17 protein-coding genes are annotated in these 24,585 nt (G+C 35.6%); 12 read left to right on the top strand and 5 right to left on the bottom strand.

Translation table 11 applies throughout. The features are described 5' to 3' along the window. Positions 1–67: 67 nt before the first annotated feature. The 6 genes from BC781_RS07010 (at position 68) to BC781_RS06985 (ending at position 12,957) form a co-directional block, all read left to right on the top strand. Positions 68–3,514: a S8 family serine peptidase gene (locus tag BC781_RS07010; protein ID WP_109616482.1), complete on the top strand. Its 3,447-nt coding sequence runs from the start codon at positions 68–70 to the stop codon at positions 3,512–3,514. A 529-nt stretch (positions 3,515–4,043) separates the two neighbouring features. Then, complete coding sequence (locus tag BC781_RS07005) at positions 4,044–7,163, top strand: SusC/RagA family TonB-linked outer membrane protein (protein WP_109616481.1); 3,120 nt, start codon at positions 4,044–4,046, stop codon at positions 7,161–7,163. An 86-nt stretch (positions 7,164–7,249) separates the two neighbouring features. After that, positions 7,250–8,578 (top strand): SusD/RagB family nutrient-binding outer membrane lipoprotein, encoded by a 1,329-nt coding sequence (locus BC781_RS07000; protein WP_109616480.1) that lies wholly within the window; start codon positions 7,250–7,252, stop codon positions 8,576–8,578. Positions 8,579–8,660: 82 nt separating this feature from the next. Then, on the top strand, positions 8,661–9,959 hold the full coding sequence (locus BC781_RS06995; RefSeq protein WP_109616479.1) for a SusD/RagB family nutrient-binding outer membrane lipoprotein: 1,299 nt from the start codon (positions 8,661–8,663) through the stop codon (positions 9,957–9,959). 217 nt (positions 9,960–10,176) lie between these two features. Continuing rightward, positions 10,177–12,003 (top strand): alpha-amylase family glycosyl hydrolase, encoded by a 1,827-nt coding sequence (locus tag BC781_RS06990; RefSeq protein ID WP_211323673.1) that lies wholly within the window; start codon positions 10,177–10,179, stop codon positions 12,001–12,003. A 69-nt stretch (positions 12,004–12,072) separates the two neighbouring features. Continuing rightward, positions 12,073–12,957: an HD domain-containing protein gene (locus tag BC781_RS06985; RefSeq protein ID WP_109616478.1), complete on the top strand. Its 885-nt coding sequence runs from the start codon at positions 12,073–12,075 to the stop codon at positions 12,955–12,957. 64 nt (positions 12,958–13,021) lie between these two features. On the opposite strand, the gene BC781_RS06980 is transcribed toward BC781_RS06985, so the two are convergent. The 4 genes from BC781_RS06980 to BC781_RS06965 form a co-directional block, all read right to left on the bottom strand. After that, the gene (locus BC781_RS06980; RefSeq protein ID WP_109616477.1) at positions 13,022–13,240 is read right to left on the bottom strand and encodes an AtpZ/AtpI family protein; all 219 of its coding nucleotides are present in this window, start codon (positions 13,238–13,240) and stop codon (positions 13,022–13,024) included. Beyond that, positions 13,240–13,677, bottom strand: coding sequence for a bactofilin family protein (locus tag BC781_RS06975; RefSeq protein WP_211323672.1), 438 nt, complete (start codon positions 13,675–13,677; stop codon positions 13,240–13,242). The genes BC781_RS06980 and BC781_RS06975 overlap by 1 nt, the downstream gene beginning before the upstream one ends. 52 nt (positions 13,678–13,729) lie before the next feature. Continuing rightward, a complete protein-coding gene (locus tag BC781_RS06970; RefSeq protein WP_109616476.1) occupies positions 13,730–14,581 on the bottom strand; it encodes a M23 family metallopeptidase in 852 nt (283 codons plus the stop codon). 92 nt (positions 14,582–14,673) lie between these two features. After that, positions 14,674–17,244, bottom strand: coding sequence for a type ISP restriction/modification enzyme (locus tag BC781_RS06965; protein WP_109616475.1), 2,571 nt, complete (start codon positions 17,242–17,244; stop codon positions 14,674–14,676). Between the two features lie 814 nt (positions 17,245–18,058). Between BC781_RS06965 and BC781_RS06960 the strand changes: the two genes are divergently transcribed. The 6 genes from BC781_RS06960 to BC781_RS06935 all read left to right on the top strand — a co-directional run bounded on the left by BC781_RS06960 (position 18,059) and on the right by BC781_RS06935 (position 23,301). Next, positions 18,059–19,168, top strand: coding sequence for an acyltransferase family protein (locus BC781_RS06960; protein WP_109616474.1), 1,110 nt, complete (start codon positions 18,059–18,061; stop codon positions 19,166–19,168). Positions 19,169–19,258: 90 nt separating this feature from the next. Continuing rightward, a complete protein-coding gene (locus BC781_RS06955; protein WP_109616473.1) occupies positions 19,259–20,191 on the top strand; it encodes an AraC family transcriptional regulator in 933 nt (310 codons plus the stop codon). A 157-nt stretch (positions 20,192–20,348) separates the two neighbouring features. Then, complete coding sequence (locus BC781_RS06950) at positions 20,349–20,984, top strand: isochorismatase family protein (protein WP_109616472.1); 636 nt, start codon at positions 20,349–20,351, stop codon at positions 20,982–20,984. After that, on the top strand, positions 20,984–21,709 hold the full coding sequence (locus BC781_RS06945; RefSeq protein ID WP_109616471.1) for a pirin family protein: 726 nt from the start codon (positions 20,984–20,986) through the stop codon (positions 21,707–21,709). Before BC781_RS06950 ends, BC781_RS06945 begins: the two co-directional genes overlap by 1 nt. Before the next feature lie 50 nt (positions 21,710–21,759). After that, positions 21,760–22,002, top strand: a complete 243-nt coding sequence (locus tag BC781_RS06940) for a hypothetical protein (protein WP_109616470.1) — start codon at positions 21,760–21,762, stop codon at positions 22,000–22,002. Positions 22,003–22,134: 132 nt separating this feature from the next. Next, complete coding sequence (locus BC781_RS06935; RefSeq protein ID WP_109616469.1) at positions 22,135–23,301, top strand: iron-containing alcohol dehydrogenase; 1,167 nt, start codon at positions 22,135–22,137, stop codon at positions 23,299–23,301. A gap of 179 nt (positions 23,302–23,480) precedes the next feature. Here the strand turns inward: BC781_RS06935 and BC781_RS06930 are convergent, their stop codons facing one another. After that, a complete protein-coding gene (locus BC781_RS06930) occupies positions 23,481–24,422 on the bottom strand; it encodes a lytic transglycosylase domain-containing protein (protein ID WP_146201640.1) in 942 nt (313 codons plus the stop codon). Positions 24,423–24,585: the final 163 nt, after the last annotated feature.

Raw genomic sequence — 24,585 nt, 5'->3', positions numbered from 1 at the left:
TTTTGATATAGAAGAGGCTGCCTTATTAAGGCAGCCTTTTTTTACAACACAATAATACAATAGAAACATGTTGAGAAATTTACCTTTTTTTATACTGCTTCTGTTAGGTTCAAATATATATGCTCAAGATACTTTACCTAAAAATCAGAAAGCCCTAAAAGAATTATCTTTAGAATTAAATGAACAATTTGAGCAAAACTATCAGAGAGCATTAGAAAGAGTATCTAACTCTGAGGCCACAGAAGTTGTAGAACTTACTTCTGGACAAAAAGCAATATTGTATGGTGTAGATTCAGGAGGAAGATTACTTTATCTAAAATCGCATAATAAACAAGCTGCCATATCGAGTGGAATAGACAAGATCCAAAAAGGAGGTGAGTTAGGTTATCCATTATCGGGTAAAGGAATTCATATTGGAGTTTGGGAAGTCGGTGACTTACTTACTACTCATCAAGAATTAAGAGGGAAAGTAGAGAAAAAGGATGGGCCATCGAATATTGGAATGGATAATCATTCAACGCATGTTACGACTACGATTATTGGTCGAGGAATTAATGAGGCAGCCAAAGGAATGGCATATGATGGTGAGTCAGTATTTTACACCGCTGCAAATGATTTATCAGAAATGGCAAATGAGGCCGCTGAGGGTATGTTACTTTCAAACCACTCATATGGTACAATTTTAGGATGGGATGATGGTGTGTGGTATGGAAATACAAATATTAGCACTGAAGAAGATTATTTATTTGGTTTCTACAGTAATGCATCTGCAAATATTGATAGAATAGCTTATGATGCACCATATTACTTAATCGTGAAATCAGCAGGGAATGATCGAGGAGACGGTCCTAGAAGTTCGGACCAAGATCCTGAGGTTACTGTTCGTATCGATGGGCCTTATGATTGTATAGGACACCAAGGTGTTAGTAAAAATATATTGACTGTTGGAGCCGTAAATGATGTATTAAATTATAATGGCCCATCAAGTGTAAGTATGAGTTCTTTTAGTAGTTGGGGACCTGCGGATGATGGAAGAATTAAACCGGATATTGTAGCAAATGGTGTAGATTTATTATCGGGTTTTTCAAACTCAGAGGATGCTTATGCATCAATTTCAGGAACCTCAATGTCAGCTCCTACAGCTACTGGAGCTTTAGCTCTTTTACAAGAACTGTATCAGAAAAAAAATGACAGATTTATGAAAGCCTCTACATTGAAAGGTTTGGTTATTCACACAGCCAAGGAAGCAGGAGGGTTTGATGGTCCTGATTACTCATTTGGTTGGGGGTTATTGAGTGCAGACCAAGCTGCTTATGTCATAAATGTAGAGGATAATAATAATCATTTAATTCTTGAAGATTCATTATTTGATCAAAAAGAGTTTGAAATAGAATCAGATGGTAAATCCCCATTAGTTGTAACATTATCTTGGACAGATGTAGCAGGTAGTCCTGTCACAGCAGCTGTAGATCCAATTGACTTGATGCTAGTAAATGATCTTGATATACGTTTAGAGGGGCCTGATGGTACAATTCATTATCCTTGGGTATTAGATCCTTCAAGGCCATCACTTGGAGCAACTACTGGAGATAATTTTAGAGATAATATCGAGAAAATTGAAATCTATACTCCATTAGAGGGAATATATAAACTCAAAGTTACTCATAAAGAAGAGTTGGTTAATGGGAAGCAGGACTTTTCTTTAATTATATCCTCAAGTACATTTTCTACAGCCGAGCGTAAAAAGTTTTTATGGAGAGGTGAAAGTGATTCTAACTTCTTTGATCCAGCAAATTGGGAACTTGAAGACAGTGATACAAATGAAACTTTTCCTACTAAAGATGATATTGTTGTAATTGATAATACATCTCTAAGTAGTAAAATAAACTGGTCTTTAGATCAAGATATTGAAGTTTATTCTTTATCTGTTGAATCAGAAAACGATTCATTGATATTAGATCTAAATGGGAATAGCTTAAATGTTTTTGGTGTATTAAATCTTTCTGCTAACTCTAGAGTAGAAAATGGACAAGTTAATTTCTTAGAAGGAGATACCTTTATAAATACAGTCTCTTTTGAAAGCGCAGACTTAGTAGGTGTTGATATTCAGTTTTCTGGAGATAAAGAATGGGAAGTATCTGGCTTACATAAAATTGATGGACTTGCTGTTGAGAAAGGGTTTGTTAGGATTGCAGGAGATTCCTTACTTGTAGAGACACTATTAATACAGGAAGAAGGAGGTATTTCTATTCCAAATCTTACTCTGGAGAATCTATCTCAAGTTTCAATAGAAGAAGGGGAGATGCTTAATGAATTTACAGGAACTCATTTCAATTTTGGTGTTGGTAATTTACAACTTTCATGGAATGGAAATGCTGAGAATGTAGAAAAGGTAAAGGTTGAAGAAGGTGAGTTGTTTGTTAATGGTCAAATTAAACTTGATTCACTAATTATTAATAATTCAGAGTGTACGGTAAATGGCAATATTGAGAGCTCATTTTTAAGTATTACAAATTCGACAATCACTTTTGAGAGTTCTGCTTTTGTTAAAGCTGATGAGTTGAATTTAGTAGCTTCTGAAGAAAGTCGAGTTGGTTTTATCGGGAAGGATTCCGATTTTCCTGGAGAATTCTTATTAAATAAGAAGGAGAAGCGCTGTTTTGATAATATAGATGTGAAAGATGTAAAACTTTCAGGTATATCGACAATAAATCTTCAGGGTTCTTCTACTTTAGAAGGTGAAACAACTGGTTGGTTAAATTATGATAACTGTGATGAAGCATTGTTTGTAGATTTTGAGGTGCTTTACTCTACTAAAGGATCTTTGTCAAGTTTGATAAACTTATCTGAAGGAGCAGCTGAATTGTATACTTGGACTATTGGTGAAGAAGTTGTTTCATCAGTTACAGAGTTGAGTGATGAAGAGTATGTATTTCAAGAAACAGGAGAGGTTCTTGTAACTCTAAAAGCTGAAGGTGAAGGAGGTGAGAAATCTTTGTCTAAATATGTTAATATACTTGAGCCAACTTTAGATTTTCCAATAATTGAAGCACTATCCTCAAATATGATCTATGTGATAACTCAAGCACCTTCATATCAATGGATAAAAAATGGGATTGTATTGGAAGGAGCAACATCTAATCGTGTGTCTACTACAGATTTTGGGACTGGTAATTATCAAGTTTTAGTGAAAAATAAAGAAACTAGATTTTTATCAGATATCTACAATGTAGCTATTACATCTTTAAATACTCATAGGAATCATAAGTATTTAAATTTATACCCTAATCCTGTTAGTGGTAATACTCTGGTATTGGAGTTTGAACATAGTTATCTAGGTATTTTAAAATGGGAGCTTTATAATGTGAATGGAGTTGCTTTAAAAACAGGTAGTAGTAAAAAACAACATCAAAAATTTACTGGTACTATCAATTTTGATGGGGTATCAAAAGGATTCTATTTTTTAGAGCTGATGTTCGGGAATGAAAGTATTACTTATAGAGTTGTGCGTTAAAATAGTTTGAGTAGAGATCGTGAAATAATTTTAAAAGTCGATGTCATAATAATGGCATCGACTTTTTACTTTTTTGTAAAATGTTAATCAATTAAAGTTTAAAGCTTGAGTGGTATTTTATAATCATTTTTTCTAAAAAACACTTTTAAAGACCTTTTTTTAGTGCTACATAATGTGATATATGTAATATCTACATTAGAAAAGTATAATTTTTTCAAGAGTTGGTGTGTTTTTTTTTGAAAAATATATAGAGGAATGTTTGGTTAATTTATGTTAAGGGTGTAGTTTTAGGAAACAAATGATATTTTTTCATAGACAACTAACTATTACTCTTTATAAAAAATGATTTTTTATAAACTAGCACTTTACAGTTACTCATGATTACTAACCATACAAAAACAGGTAAATTATTACTCTTAATTATTAAATCATTCGATTACTGATATATCAAACTCTCACATACTCAGTGTGAAGAGTCATCTACTTTTATTTAACTATTAAATAAGTTCAATTCAATTAATTTTTTCGTATGAGAAAACTACTATTACTCACAGTAATGCTTGTGAGTACGTTTTGGTCATTTGCCCAAGAACGTACAGTTACAGGTGTTGTTAATGATTCAAATGGCGAGCCTTTACCAGGAGTTGCTGTTCTAGTCAAAGGAACTACAGTTGGTTCTGCTACAAATTTAGAAGGTTCTTATACCTTGTCATTACCAGAAGATGCTACAACATTAGTATTTAGATTGATTGGTTTTGTAGAGCAAGAAGTGGCTTTAGGAAATCAATCAACCATTAATGTTACTTTAGCAGAGGATGTCGAGCAATTAGATGAAGTAGTTGTAACAGCTTTCGGTGTTCAGAAATCAAAAAGAGCGCTAACGTATGCTGTACAATCTGTAGATGCTGCAAATTTAGTCTCATCTCAAGAAACTAATGTTGTATCTGCACTTTCAGGTAAAGTTTCAGGTGTACAAGTTACTCAATCTTCAGGAGCCGCTGGTGGTGGTTCTTATATCAAAATTCGTGGTAATGCTTCTTTAACAGGTAATAACCAACCGTTATTCGTAATTGATGGAGTTCCTGTAAATAACTCAATGAGCTTTACTGAAGATCCTCGTTCAGGAGCTGCTGAGTCTAACCGTCTGATTGACTTGAACCCAGATGATATTCAAGATATGACAGTGTTGAAAGGTGGTTCTGCTGCTGCACTTTATGGTTCAAGAGCTGCAAATGGTGTTGTAATGATTACGACTAAGAAGGGTAAGCTAGGTTCTAAATTAACTGCAAATTATTCATATTCAGTAGAAGGTTCTACAGTTAATAAATTACCTGAAATTCAAAATGAGTATGGCCAAGGATGGTACGGAGAGTATTTAGCTCCAGAAACAGGTAATCCGTTCTCATTTGGTCCTAAAATCTCAGAAGATCCTGATCTTAAAGCATATGATAATGTAGGTTCTTTTTTCCAAACAGGATTGAAGCAAGAACATTCTTTTAATATCTCAGGAGGTAATGAAGTAGCAACTATTTATGCTTCAGTATCGAGATTAGAGCAAGAAGGTATTGTTCCAATGAATACATTCGAAAGAACGTCTGCAAGGGTGACTGCCACAGCTAAGTTTAATGATTTAGTGAAATTAACTTCATCTGCAAACTATACTAATTCAGGTGGTAGAAGAATTCAGCAAGGTTCAAATACATCAGGTTTAATGCTTGGTTTATTAAGAACTTCTCCAACTTTTGATAACTCAAATGGAAGTGATGATCCTTCAGATCCTTCAGCTTACTTAAATCCTGATGGAACGCAAAGAAACTACCGTGGTGGTGGTGGGTATGATAACCCATATTGGACTATTAACCAAAACCCAATGATTGATGATGTAAATCGTTTCATGGGATATAGTAAAGTTGATGTAACTCCTTTAGAAGGTTTAACAGTTACTTACAGATTTGGTATTGATACTTATTCTGATAAAAGAAAACAGCAATTTGCTATTGGTTCAAGAACAGTACCTGCTGGTCGTTTGATTAACTATAATCTCTTTAATACTGAGATTACATCAGATATTTTGGTGAATTATAGTAAAACATTTGGTGAAAAATTAGGAATGAATATCCTTTTAGGTCATTCATTGAATCATAGAAACAATACTTCTAATTATATTCAAGGTGAAGGACTAGTAATGCCAGACTTTTATAATATGTCTAATGCAGGTACTATCACAACTACTGAAGATGAGTATACTATTAGAACAGTAGGTTCTTTCATTGATGCTAGTTTTGACTATAATAATACATTATTCTTAGGAGCTACATTAAGACGTGATGTCGCTTCTACATTTGGTTCAGCTACAGATAATTCATTTATTTACCCTTCTGTATCGGGTAGTTTTGTATTCTCTGAATTGCTAGATGTAGATGCAATTTCTTATGGTAAAATTAGAGCTAACTGGTCTCAAGTGGGTAACCAACCTCCTGTATATGTAACTCAAACTTATCAAACTCAAGCCTTTCCAGTTTCAGGATGGATTGACGCATTTGAATTTCCATTCGGTGGGCAGCTAGGGTTAACTGAATCTAATATTTTAGGAAATGCTTACCTAAAACCAGAAAAAGTATTTACTCAAGAGTTAGGTTTAGAGATGAACTTCTTTGAAAATAGAGTTGGATTTGATGTTACAGGTTATGTAAAAAGATCTGAAGACCTAATTATTGCAGTTCCTGTTGCAACATCAAGTGGTTATACTAGTACTTATATGAATGCTGGTATTATGGAGAACCGTGGTGTTGAGGTAGCTCTTAATGTAACTCCAATTAAAACTGAGACTGGTTTTACATGGGATATGAATGTTAACTTTACTAAAAATGTAAACGAAGTTCTAGAGCTTGCTGAGGGCGTAGATGTAATTTCTCTACCTTATGGATTCTCTGGAGCTAACCAAAGATTGGTGAAGGGTGAAGCATATGGTACACTTTATGGTTCTGTTTGGGATACAGATGACAATGGAAATGTATTAATTGGTCTTGATGGAGTCCCTAAAGTAGCTGCCGGTGAGGCGATTATTGGTGATCCGAACCCAGATTGGTTGGCAGGTATTAGAAATACTTTTACATATAAAGGTCTTTCTCTTTCCGCTTTAATCGATATCAGACAAGGCGGTGATATTTGGAATGGTACAAGAGGTGCTTTGAACTATTTTGGTATGTCAGCTGAGTCGGCTGATGGACGTAACGAAGATTTCGTATTCCAAGGTGTTTATGCTGAATCTGGAGAAACAGCTGATGGTAAATCTGTACAAGCAGGTGATGCAAATAGTACAGCTATTACTAAAAATATTGATTGGTATGCTAGTGGTCCTGGTTCAGGATTTACAGGCCCTTCTCAACCATATATTGAAGATGGAGGATGGGTTAGACTTAGAGAGCTTACTTTGAATTATCAATTACCTAGTTCACTATTAAGTAAAGTACCTGGTATTAAAGGAGCAAGAGTTTCTATTACAGGACGTAACTTGTGGTTAAAAACAGACTATACAGGTGTTGATCCAGAAACTAACTTAGGGGGAGCAATTAATGCTCAAGGTGCTGACTATTTCAACATGCCTTCTACTAAGGGTGTTTCAGGAACAATTAGATTAACATTCTAAGACGGAATGAAAATAGTGATGTATATGCCTTTATTTTATGAGGTATAAACTTGATTCATTTTTCACAAACGAAAGAGATATTATCGATGAAAAAAATAAATAAACTATTTACTGTATTATCATTAGCATTAGCTTCTGTAGTCAGTGGATGTGATAGCTATGTTGATGGCTATGAAATTGATCCGGCTCGTGCTTTAGAGTCTAGTATGGATGTGAAATTCTCAAGTGCTATAGCATTTAGTATTTATGTTCAATCAGATCAGTTAGCAAGATATATCAGTATGGTTACTCAACAAGTAACAGGAGCTGATAGACAGTTCTTAGCTGCACAACGTTACAACATTCAGCGTGGAGACTTTAACGATGTATGGGGATCGAATGGTTATGCTGGAGCAATGAAAGATTTGCAAAACTTAATGACTCAAGCTGAAGAAGCAGGAGCTACACATTATTTAGGTGTAGCGAAAGTAATGTTAGCATTCAACCTTGGTCTTCTAACTGATTCATTTGGAGATATCCCTTATTCAGAAGCATTCCAAGGCACAGAAAATCTTAAACCAAAATATGATTCTCAGGAAGCTATTTATGCAGAGATCGATAAATTATTAACTGATGCAATTGCTGATTTTGCAGCTGAGAGTACAAACTCTCCATCAGGAGATGATTTAATTTTTGGAGGAGACTTGGCAATGTGGACTAAATTTGCCTACGGAATGAAAGCGAGATATTTAAATCATCTTTCTGAATTAAGTCAATATGATGCTGATGCAGTTTTAGCTGCTTTAGGTAATGCATTTGCTAGTAATGCAGATGATGCAGAGCTAGGATTCTATTCTTCGACGTTACAGTCAAATCCTTGGAACCAATTCTTGGTGCAAAGAGATGGATATATAGCATTGGAAGGTACTATGTTTGATATGATGACAGCTAAGAGTGATCCACGTCAAGCTCTTTATGGCCTTGATGGTTTTTACCTCCAAGCGACTGCTCCTGTTGCATTGATGACATATGCTGAAGCTAAATTTATAGAAGCTGAGGCTTTACATCATAAAGGTCAAGTTGTAGATGCAGAAACTGCTTTAATCGAGGCTGTTACTGCTCATATGACTAAAGTGGGTGTTGAAGAAGCTGATATAACTGCTTATGTCGCTACATTAACTGCTGCTGGTGTTGACTATCAGACAATAATGGAAGAGAAGTACGTAGCATTGTATACTCACCCTGAAGCTTGGACAGATTGGAGAAGATCAGGGTATCCAATGTTGACTCCTGATGATAATTCAGAATTATCAGCTGGTTTGATCCCTACACGTTTCCCTTATCCAGAAACTGAATATTTGTATAACGTACAAAATGTTCCAGATCTTGATAAAGAAGCAGGTTTGACTCAAAAACTATGGTGGGATGCTAACTAATTAGCAAACACTATAAATTATATAATGAGGGGGTGATTCGAAGGAATCATCCCCTTTTTAATTAAATCTTACAATAATTATCATGAGATTTCTTTTTCTGGGATTGATAATAATTCTACTTACACTATCATGTGACTCTTTTGTTGAGGGGTATGAAGTCTCACCAACAAAACCGATTGATATACAAATAGAGAATAGTTTATCTAGCGCAGAAGCGTTTACTGTATATGTACAGTCAGATATTTTAGCAAGATTAACTAGTACGATTGTACAGCAAGTAACTTTTGCAGATCGTTCAAACTTAGTATTTGGTCAATATAATATCTTGGGTGAGGACCTAAATGATCTTTGGGGTGAAAATGCATACGCTGGAGCTTTGAAGGACTTAAGGAATATATTAGAGGAAGCCCAACGTAAGAGCCATCCCACTTATTCAGGAATCGCAAAGGTTTTAATAGCATTTAATTTAGGTCTTCTAACAGATGTTTTTGGAGATATTCCTTATTCAGAAGGATTATCGGATTTAAATTTGAATCCAAAATATGATAGTCAAAAAGAAATCTATAGTGAAATTTTTCAATTGTTAGATAAAGCTGTTAATGATTTAAGAAAAGATGACATTATTTCATCATCAGACAATGATTTTATTTATCATGGTAATAAGGAACAATGGTTAAAATTCGCAATAGCTTTAAAGATTCGTTATTTAAATCATCTTTCAAACTTAGAAGAATATAATCCCAATGAAATATTATCATTATTGAAAATAGGATTTCAGAGTAATTTAGATGATGCAGAAATTATATTTTATGACGTAAGATCACAGTCAAATCCTTGGGCTCAGTTTTTAGATCAAAGGCAAGGTTATATTCAATTAGATGGATATATGTTTGACTTAATGAGAAGAAATAATGACCCTCGTATAGACTTGTACGGTGAAGATGGATTTTATATGAAAGCAACTTCACCAATAACATTGATTACATATACAGAGATTAAGTTTATAGAATCTGAAGTTCTATATAAAGAAGGACGAATTGATGAAGCTAAAAATGCTTTATTTGATGCTGTCAATGCAAATATGCAAAAAATAGGAGTGACACAGACTCAAATTGATGATTATAAAGCTACACTCAATTTGAGTTTACAAACTATTTTGGAGGAAAAATATGTCGCATTATATTCTCATCCTGAGGCATGGACAGATTGGAGAAGGACTGGATATCCTATTTTAAAACCTAATACAAATTCAGTATTACCAGAAGGAGAGTTACCTCGAAGATTACCTTACCCAGAGTCTGAAGAAAGGTTAAATCGTAATGTACCTAAGTTAACCTTTGAAGAGTCACTTTTAAAGAAGATGTGGTGGGATGTAAACTAATCTAGTTTTATCTAATCAATTTTTATAGATACATGGAGAGCGGCTCAGTAGAGTCGCTCTTTTTTTGATCTTATCTTTAACATTTTTTCATACTATTTTAAGTAATCCTATGAATTAAGCCTGCAAAAGTCACCTTTCATATCTAAATCTTCGTGTAATTTTGTTCAGTAGAGAGTATCGAGATACTCAAGATTCTTTGTACAAAGTAAATATGAACATGAAAAAATCACTGAAAGCAATTTCATTGTTGCTCCTTGCTGCCATGGTATGGTCATGTGGTAGCCAAGCAAAACAAGAAGAAGTGACTGAAACTACTACTAAAATTGAAGACGATAAAATCATTGTCTATCAAATGTTTACTCGCTTGTTTGGTAACACAAATACCAACAATAAAAAATGGGGAACATTGGAAGAAAATGGTGTCGGAAAATTGAACGATGTTAGTGACAAGGCACTAAAAGAATTGAAAGATCTTGGTACAACTCACGTTTGGTTTACGGGAGTAATCGAACACGGAGTTTGTACAGATTATACAGAATTTGGTATTCCTTTGGATGATGCCGACGTTGTGAAAGGTCGTGCAGGTTCTCCATATGCAATCAAGGATTATTACGATATTAACCCTGATCTTGCGAAAGAGGTACCAAACCGTATGAAAGAGTTCGAAGCGCTAATTAAGCGTGTTCATGATAACGGAATGGAAGTAGTTGTAGATTTTGTTCCAAACCACGTAGCTCGCCGTTATTTCTCAGACGCAAAACCTGAAGGAGTAGAAGATCTTGGTGCATCAGATGATGTAACAAAGGGATTTGATATGAATAATAACTTCTACTACATAGAAGGAAAGCCATTCAAAGCACCAAAAGGATACGAGCCACTAGGAGGTCAACCTTTCCCTACATCAGATGGAAAATTTGACGAAAATCCTGCTAAAGTTTCTGGTAATGGTGCTGTGACAGATCAACCTTCTGTAAATGACTGGTTCGAGACTGTACGTTTGAACTACGGTGTAAACCATATTGCTGATGGTTCTAAACACTTTGGAAACAAAACAACTGACATTCCTTCTACTTGGAAGAAAATGACAGACATCTTACTTTTCTGGGCTAGCAAAGGTGTAGATGCTTTCCGTTGTGATATGGCAGAGATGGTTCCTGTTGAATTCTGGCATTATGGTATTGCTGAAGTAAAGAAACAATATCCAGATATTCGTTTTATTGCTGAGATTTACAATCCGAAAGAATACCGTAATTATATCCACGATGGTGGTTTCGATTACTTGTATGACAAAGTAGGAGTTTATGATACACTTCGTGCAGTAATGGAAGACAGAGTAGGTTCTTCTGCTTTAAACATTACTCAAACTCATGAAGACATTAAAGATATCAGAGGAAATATGTTGAACTTCTTGGAAAACCATGATGAGCAACGTTTGGCTTCTGAGTTCTTTGCAAAAGATGCTCGTATGGGGATCCCAGGTATGACGGTAAGTGCTACTCTTCACACAGGTCCTGTAATGGTTTATTTTGGACAAGAAGTTGGTGAACCAGGTAAAGGAGACTCTGGTTTCAACGGTGATGACGGACGTACTACAATCTTTGATTATTGGGGAGTACCAGAGCATCAAAAATGGGTGAATGGTGGTAAATTTGATGGAGGTCAACTAAGCGCAGAACAAAAGTCGTTAAGAGAATTCTATAAGAATTTGTTACACCTATGCCGTTCAGAAGAAGCTGTTAGAGTAGGAGAGCTTTATGACTTGCAACCTGCAAATGCTGATAACAAAGAGTTTGATGCAGATAGAGCTTATGCATTCTTACGTTACACAGACAACCAAAAAATTATGGTTGTGGCTAACTTTACTTCTGCTGAGAAAACAGTGAAAGTACAAGTTCCTGCTGAAGCAATTCAAGCGGCTAAACTTTCTAAGACAGGTAAAGCAAAAGACTTGTTGTTCGGAAATGTAGCTGTTGATTATAACCTTGAAGAAGGTGTTGAGTTGACATTACCAGCATTTGGAGCAGTTGTTCTTGAATTGAAATAATCCTTCTGAATAATATATAAATAGGTACTTCTTCTGTTACAGAGGAAGTACCTTTTTTATTTTGGTAAAATGAAGTATAAAGATTCAATTTATGGAGCGTATGAGATTTCTGGAGTTTTGGAAGAAATAATAAACACAGATATCTTTCAGAGATTAAAAAGAATACACCAGAGTGGAGCGTATTTTTTAGTAAATCCGAAGGCCAATCGGACAAGGTTTGAACACTCTATTGGGGTAATGTTACTTATTCGTAAGTTAGGAGGAAGCCTTGAAGAGCAAGTAGCAGGATTGATACATGATATTTCACATACAGCTTTTTCTCATTTGATAGATTATGTCTTGGATAATTCAGATGAAGATTATCATGAAGAAATCTTTCCCGAAGTAATTCAAAATCATGAAATTCAATTTGTTTTAGGAAAGTATGGATTAAGTAGCTCTCAGTTTTTAGATCATTCAGCTTATAAAATCTTGGAATCACCTTTTCCCAATTTATCGGCAGATCGTTTAGACTATTCATTAAGAGATTTATATCATTTTGAGGAGATTAGTAAAAGTGAAATAGGGTGGTTTTTAAATGGCTTATCTTTCGACGGAAAGAAACTAGTTCTTGATGATATTGATAAAGGAGTATGGATACAAGAAAAATATCAACTTCTGATCAATAAGTATTTCACTGCAAAAGAGAATATAGATGTAAACCTAAAATTCAAGATGATTTTGAAAGAGATGATGCATAGGGAAATCCTCTCTATTAAAGATTTTGAGAAAGATGATTTCTATTTGATACAGCTGCTCGAACGAGAATACGATATGCCTATAAGTGCTTTGTTATCACAGGAAAGGTTTGATGATTTGTCCTCTGAAAATATCAGTATTAAGAAAAGGCAAATTGACCCTTGGATTGTAGAGCGTAGTGAGGCTATTAGGTTATCAGAAATGATAAAAAAATAAAAGAGACTGTCACTCTATTAAAGAAACAGTCTCTCTTGTATTGGAAAGTAAAGCAATAAAAACTTTAGTCTTTTGTACGTCTCCAAAGTTGGTACATAGATGCAGTCACGCCAAGCAAGGTAAGAACAATTGTCCATACAGGAGTTTCAAGTTCTTGCCATTCATCAAGTTTTCTACCACCGAGTGCTCCCATCAAAATAGGGGCAAGCATTTCGAATGCTAGGCTTGAAAACTTAGCAAACTTGTTTACATTCCTTTTTTGCTTGTCGAACTCCTCGTTCATTATGCTGTTACTTTTTGTTTATTATTTGCTGGTTTCGGAGCAGCTTGGTTACCTTTTACAGCATCAGGTCCCATTTGACAAGTACCATTGAATTGTGCTCCAGATTCCATAATCATTTTTGTAGCTTGGATATTTCCGTGTACTACCGCACTTGGTTTCAATACCAAAAGTTCCTCTACAATTACTTTACCTTTTACTTCGCCTTCTATCTCAGCATTTTTAGCAACTAGGTCTCCTTCTACTACAGAGCCAGGTCCCATTGCTACTTTTGATTTTGATAAGATATTTCCTTTCAACTCACCATCAAGTCTGAAAATACCTGAAGTTTCTATATCCCCAGTTATTTTAGTGCCCTTTGCTATTTGGTTAGTGCTTTGGCTCATGTCTTGAACTGCCATCTTTTTCTCTGGATTTGTTTTGTTATTGAATAATGCCATTGTAATGTTGGTTCAGATTATTTGGTATATTTGACCGACTGAATATTCTGCCTTAAAATACGATAAAATTCTCAGGGTTAACAGGCGAACCTTCTACCCATAACTCAAAATGTAAGTGTGGGCCACTTGTAAGCTCTCCTGAATTACCAATAATTGCTATAATATCTCCTACACGAACAAAATCTCCGACTTGTTTATAAAGTACAGAATTGTGCTTATAAAAAGAAATTACATTGTTTTTGTGTTGAATACCTATTACATATCCTGAATCTTGTGTCCAAGAAGCAAGGATGATCGTACCATCTGCAACAGCCGCTATCGGCTCGTCTTTTTTTGCTACAATGTCTATCCCAAGGTGTTCTTCCGCAGGGTTGAACTTTTGTGAAATAAGGCCATGCGTAGGAGGATAAAACAGAATATTATGAACGTCTATGTCATATTTATCAGTAATCGGATCCTCATCCGAACTCTCAAATTCTTGACGAAAAGCTTGATCAACGGGAGTAATATCAGCAAGATTGATATCCTCTTTCGTATTTGTTTCTGGAGTAAGATCAATTTCTTCTTTCTCCTCTACTTCCCCGTTTATAATGTTTTTAATATTGTTGATGTAAAGGTCTTTGGCATTTAGTGCAAGAGCCAAAGAATCTACTTGTTCTTCTAGGTTCAGTAATTGGCGATCAGTTTCTTTGTAACTGTACTCTGGGTCAAACCATTTAGCCAAAAGAGTAGAAGCCAAAGTAAAGCTCAAGGCAAACATCAAAATGAACAAACCACCTATCAATGCAATGATCTTTGCATAAGTGAAATTGTATAAGCCTTGTTCTTTAAAATTCTCGGCATCTCTGACTAAAAGAATAAATTTAGTAGATAACCATTCAGAAAGCGTCTTTTTTGGTTCCAATGTATCTCGTATTTTCTGTATTTCTTGATCTAGATCACGAAAATATAACTTGTATAATTTTCTAAGCAGTTTAGATTGTTAACATAAACAAGTTATATGCTCATTTCCTCATTATTAACTTCTTTTGCTTCTTCCTGAGCTGTTTGAGCAATTTGTTCAAAGAGTTGTTTTTTCATCCCCGCAGCCTGACACCATTGTTTGATAGTCATTAAAATAGTCGGAAGGTACTTCTTAAAGTCAGCAGGCGGAAAATTTTGTGCCAAATCCTTATCTCTTGGTTTCTTTTCAAAGAAAGCATCTGCAATTGCTTCTAAAACTTTCTCTTTCCCGAATCCGAAGGCAAAACCTTCAGGAGGAATTCCAGAAATCATAAGTTCACCGTTGAGGTACATTTTTCCTTCTGCTTCATCCAACAGATATTTTTTCTGACGGTTAGGCGGATTCTCAATGTTCTCGCTTTGTAAAGGATAAGCCGCTATACCCGAAAGTGTATCTAGTTTTAGAAGTTCTTTCCCTAAGTTAGCCCAATGCCAGAAGTCTTTCTTGAAAGGAATAACAGGAATATTTCCCGAAGCTAAAGCTTTCTCGTTTTCATATTTCGCTTGATAACACAATACCGCATACGTGTAATAAAAAATGTGTTCTTTATTCAGCATTTCGAGCTTTTGCGAATTCTCAACACTCTTTTTATCTACTTGATAAAGCAATTTGCTTAGTCTGCTTGTATGTTGAGCAATTTCGAAAAGAAGCTTTCTACGTTCATTAGCACCTCGACTAAGTTGTCTCACCTTAGCCTCCATCGTTTTGATTGTATCTTTTATAAAAGAAATATATTGCTCTTTTTCTGAAGGATCTTCAAAAAGGCGTTGAACGTATTTATTTAGAACTGGGAGATTCTTTGTGAGTTTGTCAAGAACTGTGGCAGTTTCAATCAACTGCTCAAGTGCTTCCTCAGAAAGATCAGATTCTTGTTTATGTTTTTCTAGATTTTTACCGTAGCGATCAAAGAATCGCTCAAAGGCAAAATCACTGATATTAAAGTCTACTTTATTGACTCCATCAAATGCGTACATCGCAAATGCAGACATCTTGTTACTGCCAAACATTTTAGCATGAGGTAATGCTTTTGAGGCGGTAACTGAAAGCTTTTGCTGTTCGATGGATGTACAAATAAAAGGATTGTCTTTTATCAAGAATGGTTTCAGTTCCTCTACAGGTTTTTTCTGTACTTTAGGAGCTAAATAAAGATACTTCTTGATAAACGGTTTTACTTGTAAAGGCAGTAACTGAGCAGAGGCAATTCGACTCTGAATAGAAGCTTCTTGTTCAGCCAAAAGAACAGGATCAGACTTTTGAGCTTCTTGTTCTTTTCTGATATAGAAAGCTACTTTTTTACGTAAAACCTCAGGCGAAAAGTCGGTAAACCAAGCTTCTTGTTTTGGTTGAAGACCTTCATAGAAATATTTGAAGACTCCATTTCCGTTTTCGCTATATAATAAAAGTTGATTTTCGTCTGTTGAAATCTCTTGATCCATCCAGTTATCCGCTTTTGCCATTACACGGATAAAAGTATCATCTTGAAGAGATGCGTAATAAATTCCTTGCCCTAAACTCTGAGTTTGCGAAGTAAAACTGTATAGATATAAAGGTGTATCACCTTCTTCTACTGCAATTTCTTGAATAAAGATATAGGAGAAACTCTTTTGTAAATGCAGTCGAAGCTTTTTCCAAGAGTTCATACTCGCCAACTTATCATCAGAAAGTATATGAAGAGTTCCTTGAGGTGTTAGGTGAGACTTTCCCCAAAGGATTAATTGTGCTACGCTATTTTTTCGTAAAACAGCACCAGCTTTTTCTTTAGCTTCTTCTTCTTTTACCTCATTGGAAGCAGGTTTATATCTTGATGGAATCGCAGAAATAAAGAGTTCATCTTTACTCTGATTCAGTAAATCGTAGAAATTTTGAACTTGAGGAGTCTCTTTGAAAAGTAAAGCTTGAGCTTCCATCTGATAGATGGCAGGAGCATACAGTATGTTTCCGAAAGAGACAGGTTTGTGGCCGAAAACTTTCTGTAAATAATAGAAAGAAAGGTTTTCAGTATAAACCATATCTGGTGCAATGGCAATTGGGAATTTGTAAGAGTAATTCCATTTGCTCGCCAAGTTCGGTCTAAAACCACTAATGCAAGGTTGCGCTTTGATAAAGCCTGTGTTCCATGAAGGAGAATCGCAATTGTATAACCTTGGTAGGAAATATTGTCTGAGAAGTTGTTGGATATTACTTCCTGCGGAGATCGCTGCCAAGCACTCATGTTGCCATAGCCTAATGTAGCCATCTAGCTGCGGATCTTCTTTGAAAGAAAAATGAGCTTGAAATTCATTGAAGAAAACATAAATGTAGTCTCGTTCTAAAGTTTCAGCTTCAGAAAGTTCTAGACAAGAAGTAAGAATGAGATGTTGTGAAAGCAAGTCTGCTACAAGCTCATTCTCAAGTTGATCACTTAAAATCTGACGAAGGATCGATTGAAAATAGATCGAATCATTAGCCCACTTTTCTTGAAAAGCGCCTTCAAGTCTATCTAAAATAGCTGTTTTGAGTAGCTTGTCGTATTTCTTAAGGGATTGTAGAAATTGTTTTGCTTCTTTAGAAACTATCGTACTCATAAATGCACCGGTTCATTCAGCTCTTTCGCTGTTTCAAAGGAATATCTTCAGTCTAATTGCGAAAATCCACCTAAGCGGTTTCAGTTTAAAAAACGCTTCACAATTTAGAAAACTTTTAGAATAAATTGTAGAAAATGAAGGTGAGCTTTAGGAGAAAATTCTTAATAGGTTATGATTTAAAATTAGAGTGAAGGTTTATGGTTGCACTCAGTCTTCAATTTTTCTTCTGATTCGAGAGATAATTTTCATTGTTTGGAGCTATTAACAGAGGCCAATACAACCCTATGCCCAAAAGGCTGTGTCTATTTCATAGACAACAGAGAATAACAATATACAAGCACAATATTATACATAGACATTAGTTCTCGGTTGCTCGTTTAACCTAGTTTCTATAGCTCATAAAAATCTATTTGTCATTCGGATATTCTAGCTAAGAAAAGCCGAATACGATGACAAGCTTCAGAATTTATCTTCGGAGTAAAGATTCTAAACGTTACAATTGGTTTTATAAAAACAGTTTAAATGCACTACTCTTTGGGTAGTGTTTTTTTTTGTATTTATACTTCAAATGATATTTAGATATAACTGAAAATGGGTATAGATATTTTTGAAAAATTCGACTACTTAGCACTCTCTAATTTGCTTGAGGGGAAAGAATATTGAGAATGAAAAAAATGCTCTGAGGTGGTTTTACGATATGTTCAGGGTTCGTTGGAAGTCATTGAGCGAATTTATTTTTCTTCTGTACATAAATTTTCTTCCTTGAGGGAAAGGTATTATAAACACATCCTTTTTTAACTTAGACTCACACACAATGAAAGAATCGGATAGAGTATTGTCTTTAGATGTTTTGAGAGGTGCTACAGTGGCTTTTATGATTATGGTGAATAATCCGGGAAGTTGGTCTACTATTTATGCTCCTCTTAAACATGCAGCGTGGCATGGTTGTACCCCCACAGATTTAGTATTTCCTTTCTTTTTATTTATCGTAGGTGTCTCGATCGGTTTTTCAATGTATTCGGCAAGAAGCAAGAAAGAAAGACATCCGCAATTGATAAAAAAAATCATATCACGTAGTTTGAAGTTGATTGGTATCGGACTTTTCTTAGCGGCATTCCCATACTTTGAACTCACAACATTGAGATTCCCTGGAGTTTTACAACGTATTGGTATCGTATTTTTCTTCTGTGCGATCTTATTCTTGAAGGTGGATTGGCAAGGCTTATGTGCTATCATCATTACAGTGTTATTAGGATATTGGGGAATGATGACACTTATTCCAATTCCAGAAATTGGCGCACCAAACTTAGATGACCCGAGCATGACATTATCAGCTTGGTTAGATCGATTGGTATTAGGAAATCACTTGTGGTCGGGTACAAAAACTTGGGATCCAGAAGGAATCTTGAGTACAATTCCTGCAATTGGAACAGGACTTTTGGGTGTGCTTGCTGGTATTTGGTTTAAACAACCTATTGTAGGGCAGAAGAAAGTAGCAGGTTCTCTGATATTTGGAATTATAATTTGTGCTTTAGGTTGGGGCTGGGGATATCTTTTCCCAATTAATAAAGGGCTTTGGTCTAGTTCATTTGTTTTGTACACAGCGGGTTGGGCTTCAATAGGCTTAAGTTTAAGTTATTGGTTACTAGATGTTCAAAAGCGAGGACGTAATTTGGTCTTACCATTTAAAGTTTTTGGTCTGAATCCGATGGCTGTGTATTTTTTATCAGGAATTGTAGCACGATTAGTAGTTATAAAAGGAGCGATTGGAGATCAGTCTTTGAAGTCTTGGGCATATGAAAATATTTATTTGAGTACGCTCAGTCCTTTGAATGCTTCTTTGGCTTATGCCGTCACATTTATCTCACTTATGTATTTAGTTGCTTGGTGGCTATATAAAAAGAATATTGTCATCAAGGTCTGATGCGAAAAAATTGAATAAAAAACATAGATTTGGGTCTCTGAAGCATTTTGTTTCTGAGACCTTTTTTTCTGCTTTACTCGATTCATTTTTATGAACAAAAACGACAAACATCCTATCCCGTTACAAACGATAGAGAATAGCCTAGCGCTTTACAAACATCTTCATGCACCAGCTCCTAGCTTTGGAATGGATATATTCAGTGAGGATTTTGAGGCTAAAGATGTGGTAATCTTGGGAAATAATGGAGAAGGAAATAAGGGCATTCCTATTCGTTGTGATCATTTTGTAATGGTACTTTGTGTAAGCGGAGAAAGCCACAGAAGGATTAATCATCACAGGTTTCAGATCAGACCTCAGACGGCTCATTTTATTTTGCCAGGTCAAATTCATTCGTTTAGCAATACCACAGATGATTTCGAGATTTATATTTTACTCTTCGAACGTTCGTTTTTAGCCCAATCCAAATTAATTGCGCCAATACTAGATAATTTGCTCCAACTTGATGTGGACTGTACGCCAAGTTTTGAACTTACAAAAAGTGAGTTTGAAGATTGGATACACACTTATCAACAAATTGCAATTGAAACAAAGACGAGAGACAAATACTATCAAGATATTCTGACAACGCATATTTCTAATCTTTTATGGAAGGTTAAAAGAAAGACAGCTTCAAAAGAGCATTTGAATAATCGAACAAATAGGCAAGAAGAACTTTTTACACAGTTCAAGCAGTTTATAGAAAAATATTATTTGGAGAAAAGAACAGTGAGTGAATTTGCCGAACTCCTTTTTATAAGTCCAAAACACCTCAGCGAAACAGTAAAAGAAGTGACCAATCATACCGCACTGTATTTTATTCATGAACGAATGCTGCATGAAGCTGAATATCTTTTGGTTTACAGTTCACTCAATATTAAAGAAATTGCGGATGCACTACGCTTTGAAAACCCCACTCACTTCGGGCGTTTTTTTAAGAAATACAAAGCAGTAACACCTGTTCAGTTTCGATTGATGAATAAGTAGTTAGGTTTGATTTAGGATGTGATTTGAAGAAAATTATATTTAAAATATATTCATATCCGTGAAATTGGTCTTTTTTACCGAAAGCTTGGTCTTTATCTCAGCTTCATTTTGCCCCACCTTTGTGATGTAATCATTTACTAACTAATCACAAAGAAAAATGGATAAGAGATTTTCAGAATTCCTATCAGTTGACAATGCTGTTTTAACGCTCATCGACCACCAAACAGGTTTGTTGGCGAGTGTCAGAGACATTGAGCCAGACTTATTACGTACGAACTTGATCGCTTTGGTGAAAATGGCAAAAGCGGCAGACATTCCTGTCATTATCACTTCGAGTATGCCAGAAGGTCCAAATGGTCCTTTTATTCAATCAGTACTCGATATCGTTCCAGACGCAGTACACATCAAACGCCCAGGAGAAATTAATGCTTGGGACAATCCAGAATTTAAGGCAGCAGTCGAGCAGACTGGTCGTAAGAAAATCATTATGGCAGGCATTGTAACAGACGTTTGTTTAATGTTTCCTGCACTTTCAGCTTTGGCAGAAGGCTACGATCCATACGCCATCATTGATGCATCGGGCACTTGGAACAAATTGGTGCAAGAGGTGACTGTTCAGCGTTTGGCTCAAGCCGGAGTAAAAGTTTCTACTTGGGCTTCTGCATTGGCTGAAATCATGCACGACTGGAGAACGGAAAAGGCATATCCTTTGGCAGAAGTTTTGGCAAGTCATACTTCTTACGGACTGGTATACGAGAGTTTTTTGGTACAACAACCACAAACAGCTGAGTAATGGAATTAAAAATTAAATCGAAACAAGCTCAACATGCCGTTGAGCTTTTCGGAGGAAGATTGAAAGAAAATAAGCCTTTGGCAGGCGATCCTTTATATTCTAATCTGATTTATTGGGCACATGTAGAAGCTCCTGAAGAAGGTACATTCCCAATGCATCCACATGAAGGAATCGAGATTCTGACCTTCATATTTGAAGGAGGATTAGAACATTACGATACGGCATCTGATATTTGGACGCCACTACTAGCAGGCGGAGTACAGCAGATTCAAGCAGGAAATGGTGTTTATCATTCAGAAAAATACATCAAAGGTTCTAGAGCTTTTCAAATTTGGTTTGACCCCGATTTCAATAAGTCATTGAATAAATCGGCTTCTTACAAAGACTTTCAGGCAGAAGAATTTTCTTGGGCAAGAGAAAATAATTTGGAAGTCATGAATTATGTAGGTGAAAATGCACCCATTCAAACAGATGCAGAAGGTATCTCTGTTAAACGTTATAAACTCACGGAAGGAATACATCAGATTGTTTTGGATGAAAACTCAGTTTATTCGGTTTACTTGATGAAGGGCAGTGTAAAAATAGAAGGTCAAGTGATGTTGAAAGATGCTTTCACCAAAATTGAAGACAAAGCAGAGTTTGAAATAAAATCCTCAGAAGAAAGTGAATTATTTGTTTTGGCTTCGCCTAAAAATGTGAGTTACAAACGTATTTCAGATAGATGAGTAGAGCGGATTGAAAAGTCCGCTTTCCGAATCTGTTCAAAACCGTAATTATGAATCAACACAAGACGTCACAAGCAAAGAGTCCGAGTTATTGGAAACAGGTACTTGTTACTATTTTTACTGTTTATCCTCTCATTCTGATAGCTGATTGGATTTTGACTTTATTTCTACCTATGAGAAGTTTTCCACCACAGTTTTCTGTTTTTCTTACTGTGGTAGTTGTCGCTTCACTTATGGTTTATCCTGTAATGCCTTGGGTAAAAAGGCTTTTAGGAAATTGGATGGAGTCATAATGTTTACGAGTAAATAAAAATTATAACTCACCCTCGTATTTATCTAACAATTTGGAATGAGATACGTTAATAAATCGTGCTCGATCTTTATCTTGCACATAGCTAAGATTGAATCATTCAAAAAAAGATAAAATGCGCAATTTTGAGTATAAAAACCCAGTAAAACTGATTTTCGGTAAAGATCAGACATCGAAAATTGCTAGCGAAATTCCTGCAGGTTCTAAAGTCTTGATGACTTATGGAGGGGGAAGTATCAAGAAAAATGGAGTATACGATCAAGTGATTGAGGCACTAAAAGATTTTGAAGTGTTGGAATTTGGAGGTATTGAAGCCAATCCAGAATTCACAACTCTGATGAAAGCCGTTAACCTTGCAAGAGAAAATAAGGTAGATTATTTGTTGGCTGTTGGTGGTGGTTCTGTGATTGACGGAACAAAATTCATCTCGGCAGCAATCCCTTACGACGGTGATGATGAGTGGGATATTTTGGCAAAGAGCTTGGGTAGAAAATTGAAATCAGCCGTTCCTTTCGGTACTGTATTGACAATCCCTGCTACAGGTTCTGAGGCTAACTCGGGAGCGGTAGTAAGCCGTTCAGAAATCAAAGAAAAGCGTACATTCGGAGGTCCAATGTTTTTCCCTCAGTTCTCGGTACTTGACCCACAAGTAGTAAGAACATTACCGAAAAGACAGATTGCAAATGGTACAGCAGATGCATTTTGGCATGTGTTGGAGCAGTATTTAACTTATCCAGCAGGAGCACCAATCCAAGATCGAATTGCGGAAGGTATTCTGAATACTTTGGTAGAAGTAGGACCAAAAGTGATTGCTGACCCTAACGATTATGAAGCTGCAGCTAACTTGATGTACTCGGCTACAATGGCTCTGAATGGACAGATTCAGCAAGGAGTTCCTACAGACTGGGCTACGCATATGATTGGTCACGAGCTTACTGCTCTATTCGGAATTGATCATGCAAGAACTCTTTCTATTATCGGACCAAACCTTTTCAGAGTAATGTTCGAAAACAAGAAAGAAAAGTTAGTTCAATACGGAGAGCGTGTTTGGAATATTACTGAAGGAACAGAAGACGAAAGAGCTCAGAAGGCTATTGAGAAAACAGTTGAATTCTTGGAAAGCTTAGGTATTCAAACTAAAATCTCTGATTATACTTCTGATTATTCGGAGGCTTCAAAGATTATCGCTGACCGTTTCAAAGAAAGAAATTGGTTAGGAATGGGAGAGCGACAAGACATCACTCCTGAGAAAGTTGTTGAAATTGTTGAGATGAGTATTTAATTCACTTATCAACAGTCGGATTTTGAAGAATTGACTTTTTTATTCGCTAAACTGTGAATAAGTATAAGTTATCAACATAAAAACTGCCATAAGTCTTGAATTTTGACTTATGGCAGTGCTTTTTTCTTAAAAGTTATTCACAATTACTGTTTATAAACATACTTATCAACATTACAGTTTTAAGTTGTTGTTTTATAAGGGCTCGTGTCTTTAGGAATTGCGATTTTATATTTATTCTTCTTGACAGTAAGCTTGTTCATACGTAGCCAAGGATTATGTCTTTTCAGAATTTTATAGTTGATATCATGAAGAATAGCCCATTCAGCTAAATTTTCAATGGTTTTATCAATCTCAATGTATTTCAGCTTTTCGGCTTTGTAGAGGTTATCTGCCTTTAGCTTGAAGTTATATTTTTCTGGATTGGTGAAAATCTCTTTTACAGCCAAAATTCTAAATACATATCTAGAAGTCTCTGGATTGAGTAGAAGCTCGTAGTAATTATTTACCATTTGTTTCTCTACACTTCTTACGTAACCTCTTACACCCATATTGTATGCAGCAGCCACAGCTGTCCAAGAGCCAAATTTCTCATGCGCCTTTTTGAAATATGCACAGGCAGCACGAGTTGCTAATTCTGGGTTGTAACGCATATCAACTTCTTTGTTCACTTCAAGCTTGAAGTCTTTCGCTGTTTTGGGCATGAATTGCCAAAATCCTGTAGCGCCAGCTGGCGAAACCACATTGATCAATCCGCTTTCAATAACTGCCAAGTATTTGAAATCGTCAGGAACATTTTCCTCTTTTAATATCTTCTCGATCATTGGAAACCATTTAGCGGCTCGCTTCATGGTAAGGATGGTATTGGAATGCCAAAAAGTATTGACTTGAAGTTCTCTGTCTAGTCTTTCTCTTACATCGGGGTCGTTCAAGTTTACTTTTTCTCCACAGAAATCTATTTCTTTTGGAATATCAATATGGACAATCTCTGAGGTGAGTGGTATTTCTCGTTTGTCATCTGTTGCATATTCTGGCATTTTTTGTTCGTCGCGAAATTGTTTGTATTCCCAGCCCATCAAGCCCAATACGCACAAGCTTAGTAGTCCTAATATGATATTCTTCAAGGTTGTGAATTTTATAGGTCAGTAATAATAGTATTATATTTTACAAAAATACGTTTCAATAGGGGCTCTTGAAAATGTAAGGTATGATAATTAGTAGGAAAAAGTAGGTATGCAAGATAATCCTCTTGATTTCATCTTTTTACGATTGAAAAAAATACCTTGG

This window comes from Sediminitomix flava (assembly GCF_003149185.1).
Lineage (GTDB): Bacteria > Bacteroidota > Bacteroidia > Cytophagales > Flammeovirgaceae > Sediminitomix > Sediminitomix flava.
This window is presented reverse-complemented; position numbering and strand designations above follow the sequence as displayed.

Coding starts and splice junctions, on each gene's coding strand:
- BC781_RS07010 (WP_109616482.1), top strand. CDS start 68: ATGTTGAGAAATTTACCTTTTTTTATACTGCTTCTGTTAGGTTCAAAT.
- BC781_RS07005 (WP_109616481.1), top strand. CDS start 4,044: ATGAGAAAACTACTATTACTCACAGTAATGCTTGTGAGTACGTTTTGG.
- BC781_RS07000 (WP_109616480.1), top strand. CDS start 7,250: ATGAAAAAAATAAATAAACTATTTACTGTATTATCATTAGCATTAGCT.
- BC781_RS06995 (WP_109616479.1), top strand. CDS start 8,661: ATGAGATTTCTTTTTCTGGGATTGATAATAATTCTACTTACACTATCA.
- BC781_RS06990 (WP_211323673.1), top strand. CDS start 10,177: ATGAAAAAATCACTGAAAGCAATTTCATTGTTGCTCCTTGCTGCCATG.
- BC781_RS06985 (WP_109616478.1), top strand. CDS start 12,073: ATGAAGTATAAAGATTCAATTTATGGAGCGTATGAGATTTCTGGAGTT.
- BC781_RS06980 (WP_109616477.1), bottom strand. CDS start 13,240: ATGAACGAGGAGTTCGACAAGCAAAAAAGGAATGTAAACAAGTTTGCT.
- BC781_RS06975 (WP_211323672.1), bottom strand. CDS start 13,677: ATGGCATTATTCAATAACAAAACAAATCCAGAGAAAAAGATGGCAGTT.
- BC781_RS06965 (WP_109616475.1), bottom strand. CDS start 17,244: ATGAGTACGATAGTTTCTAAAGAAGCAAAACAATTTCTACAATCCCTT.
- BC781_RS06960 (WP_109616474.1), top strand. CDS start 18,059: ATGAAAGAATCGGATAGAGTATTGTCTTTAGATGTTTTGAGAGGTGCT.
- BC781_RS06955 (WP_109616473.1), top strand. CDS start 19,259: ATGAACAAAAACGACAAACATCCTATCCCGTTACAAACGATAGAGAAT.
- BC781_RS06950 (WP_109616472.1), top strand. CDS start 20,349: ATGGATAAGAGATTTTCAGAATTCCTATCAGTTGACAATGCTGTTTTA.
- BC781_RS06945 (WP_109616471.1), top strand. CDS start 20,984: ATGGAATTAAAAATTAAATCGAAACAAGCTCAACATGCCGTTGAGCTT.
- BC781_RS06940 (WP_109616470.1), top strand. CDS start 21,760: ATGAATCAACACAAGACGTCACAAGCAAAGAGTCCGAGTTATTGGAAA.
- BC781_RS06935 (WP_109616469.1), top strand. CDS start 22,135: ATGCGCAATTTTGAGTATAAAAACCCAGTAAAACTGATTTTCGGTAAA.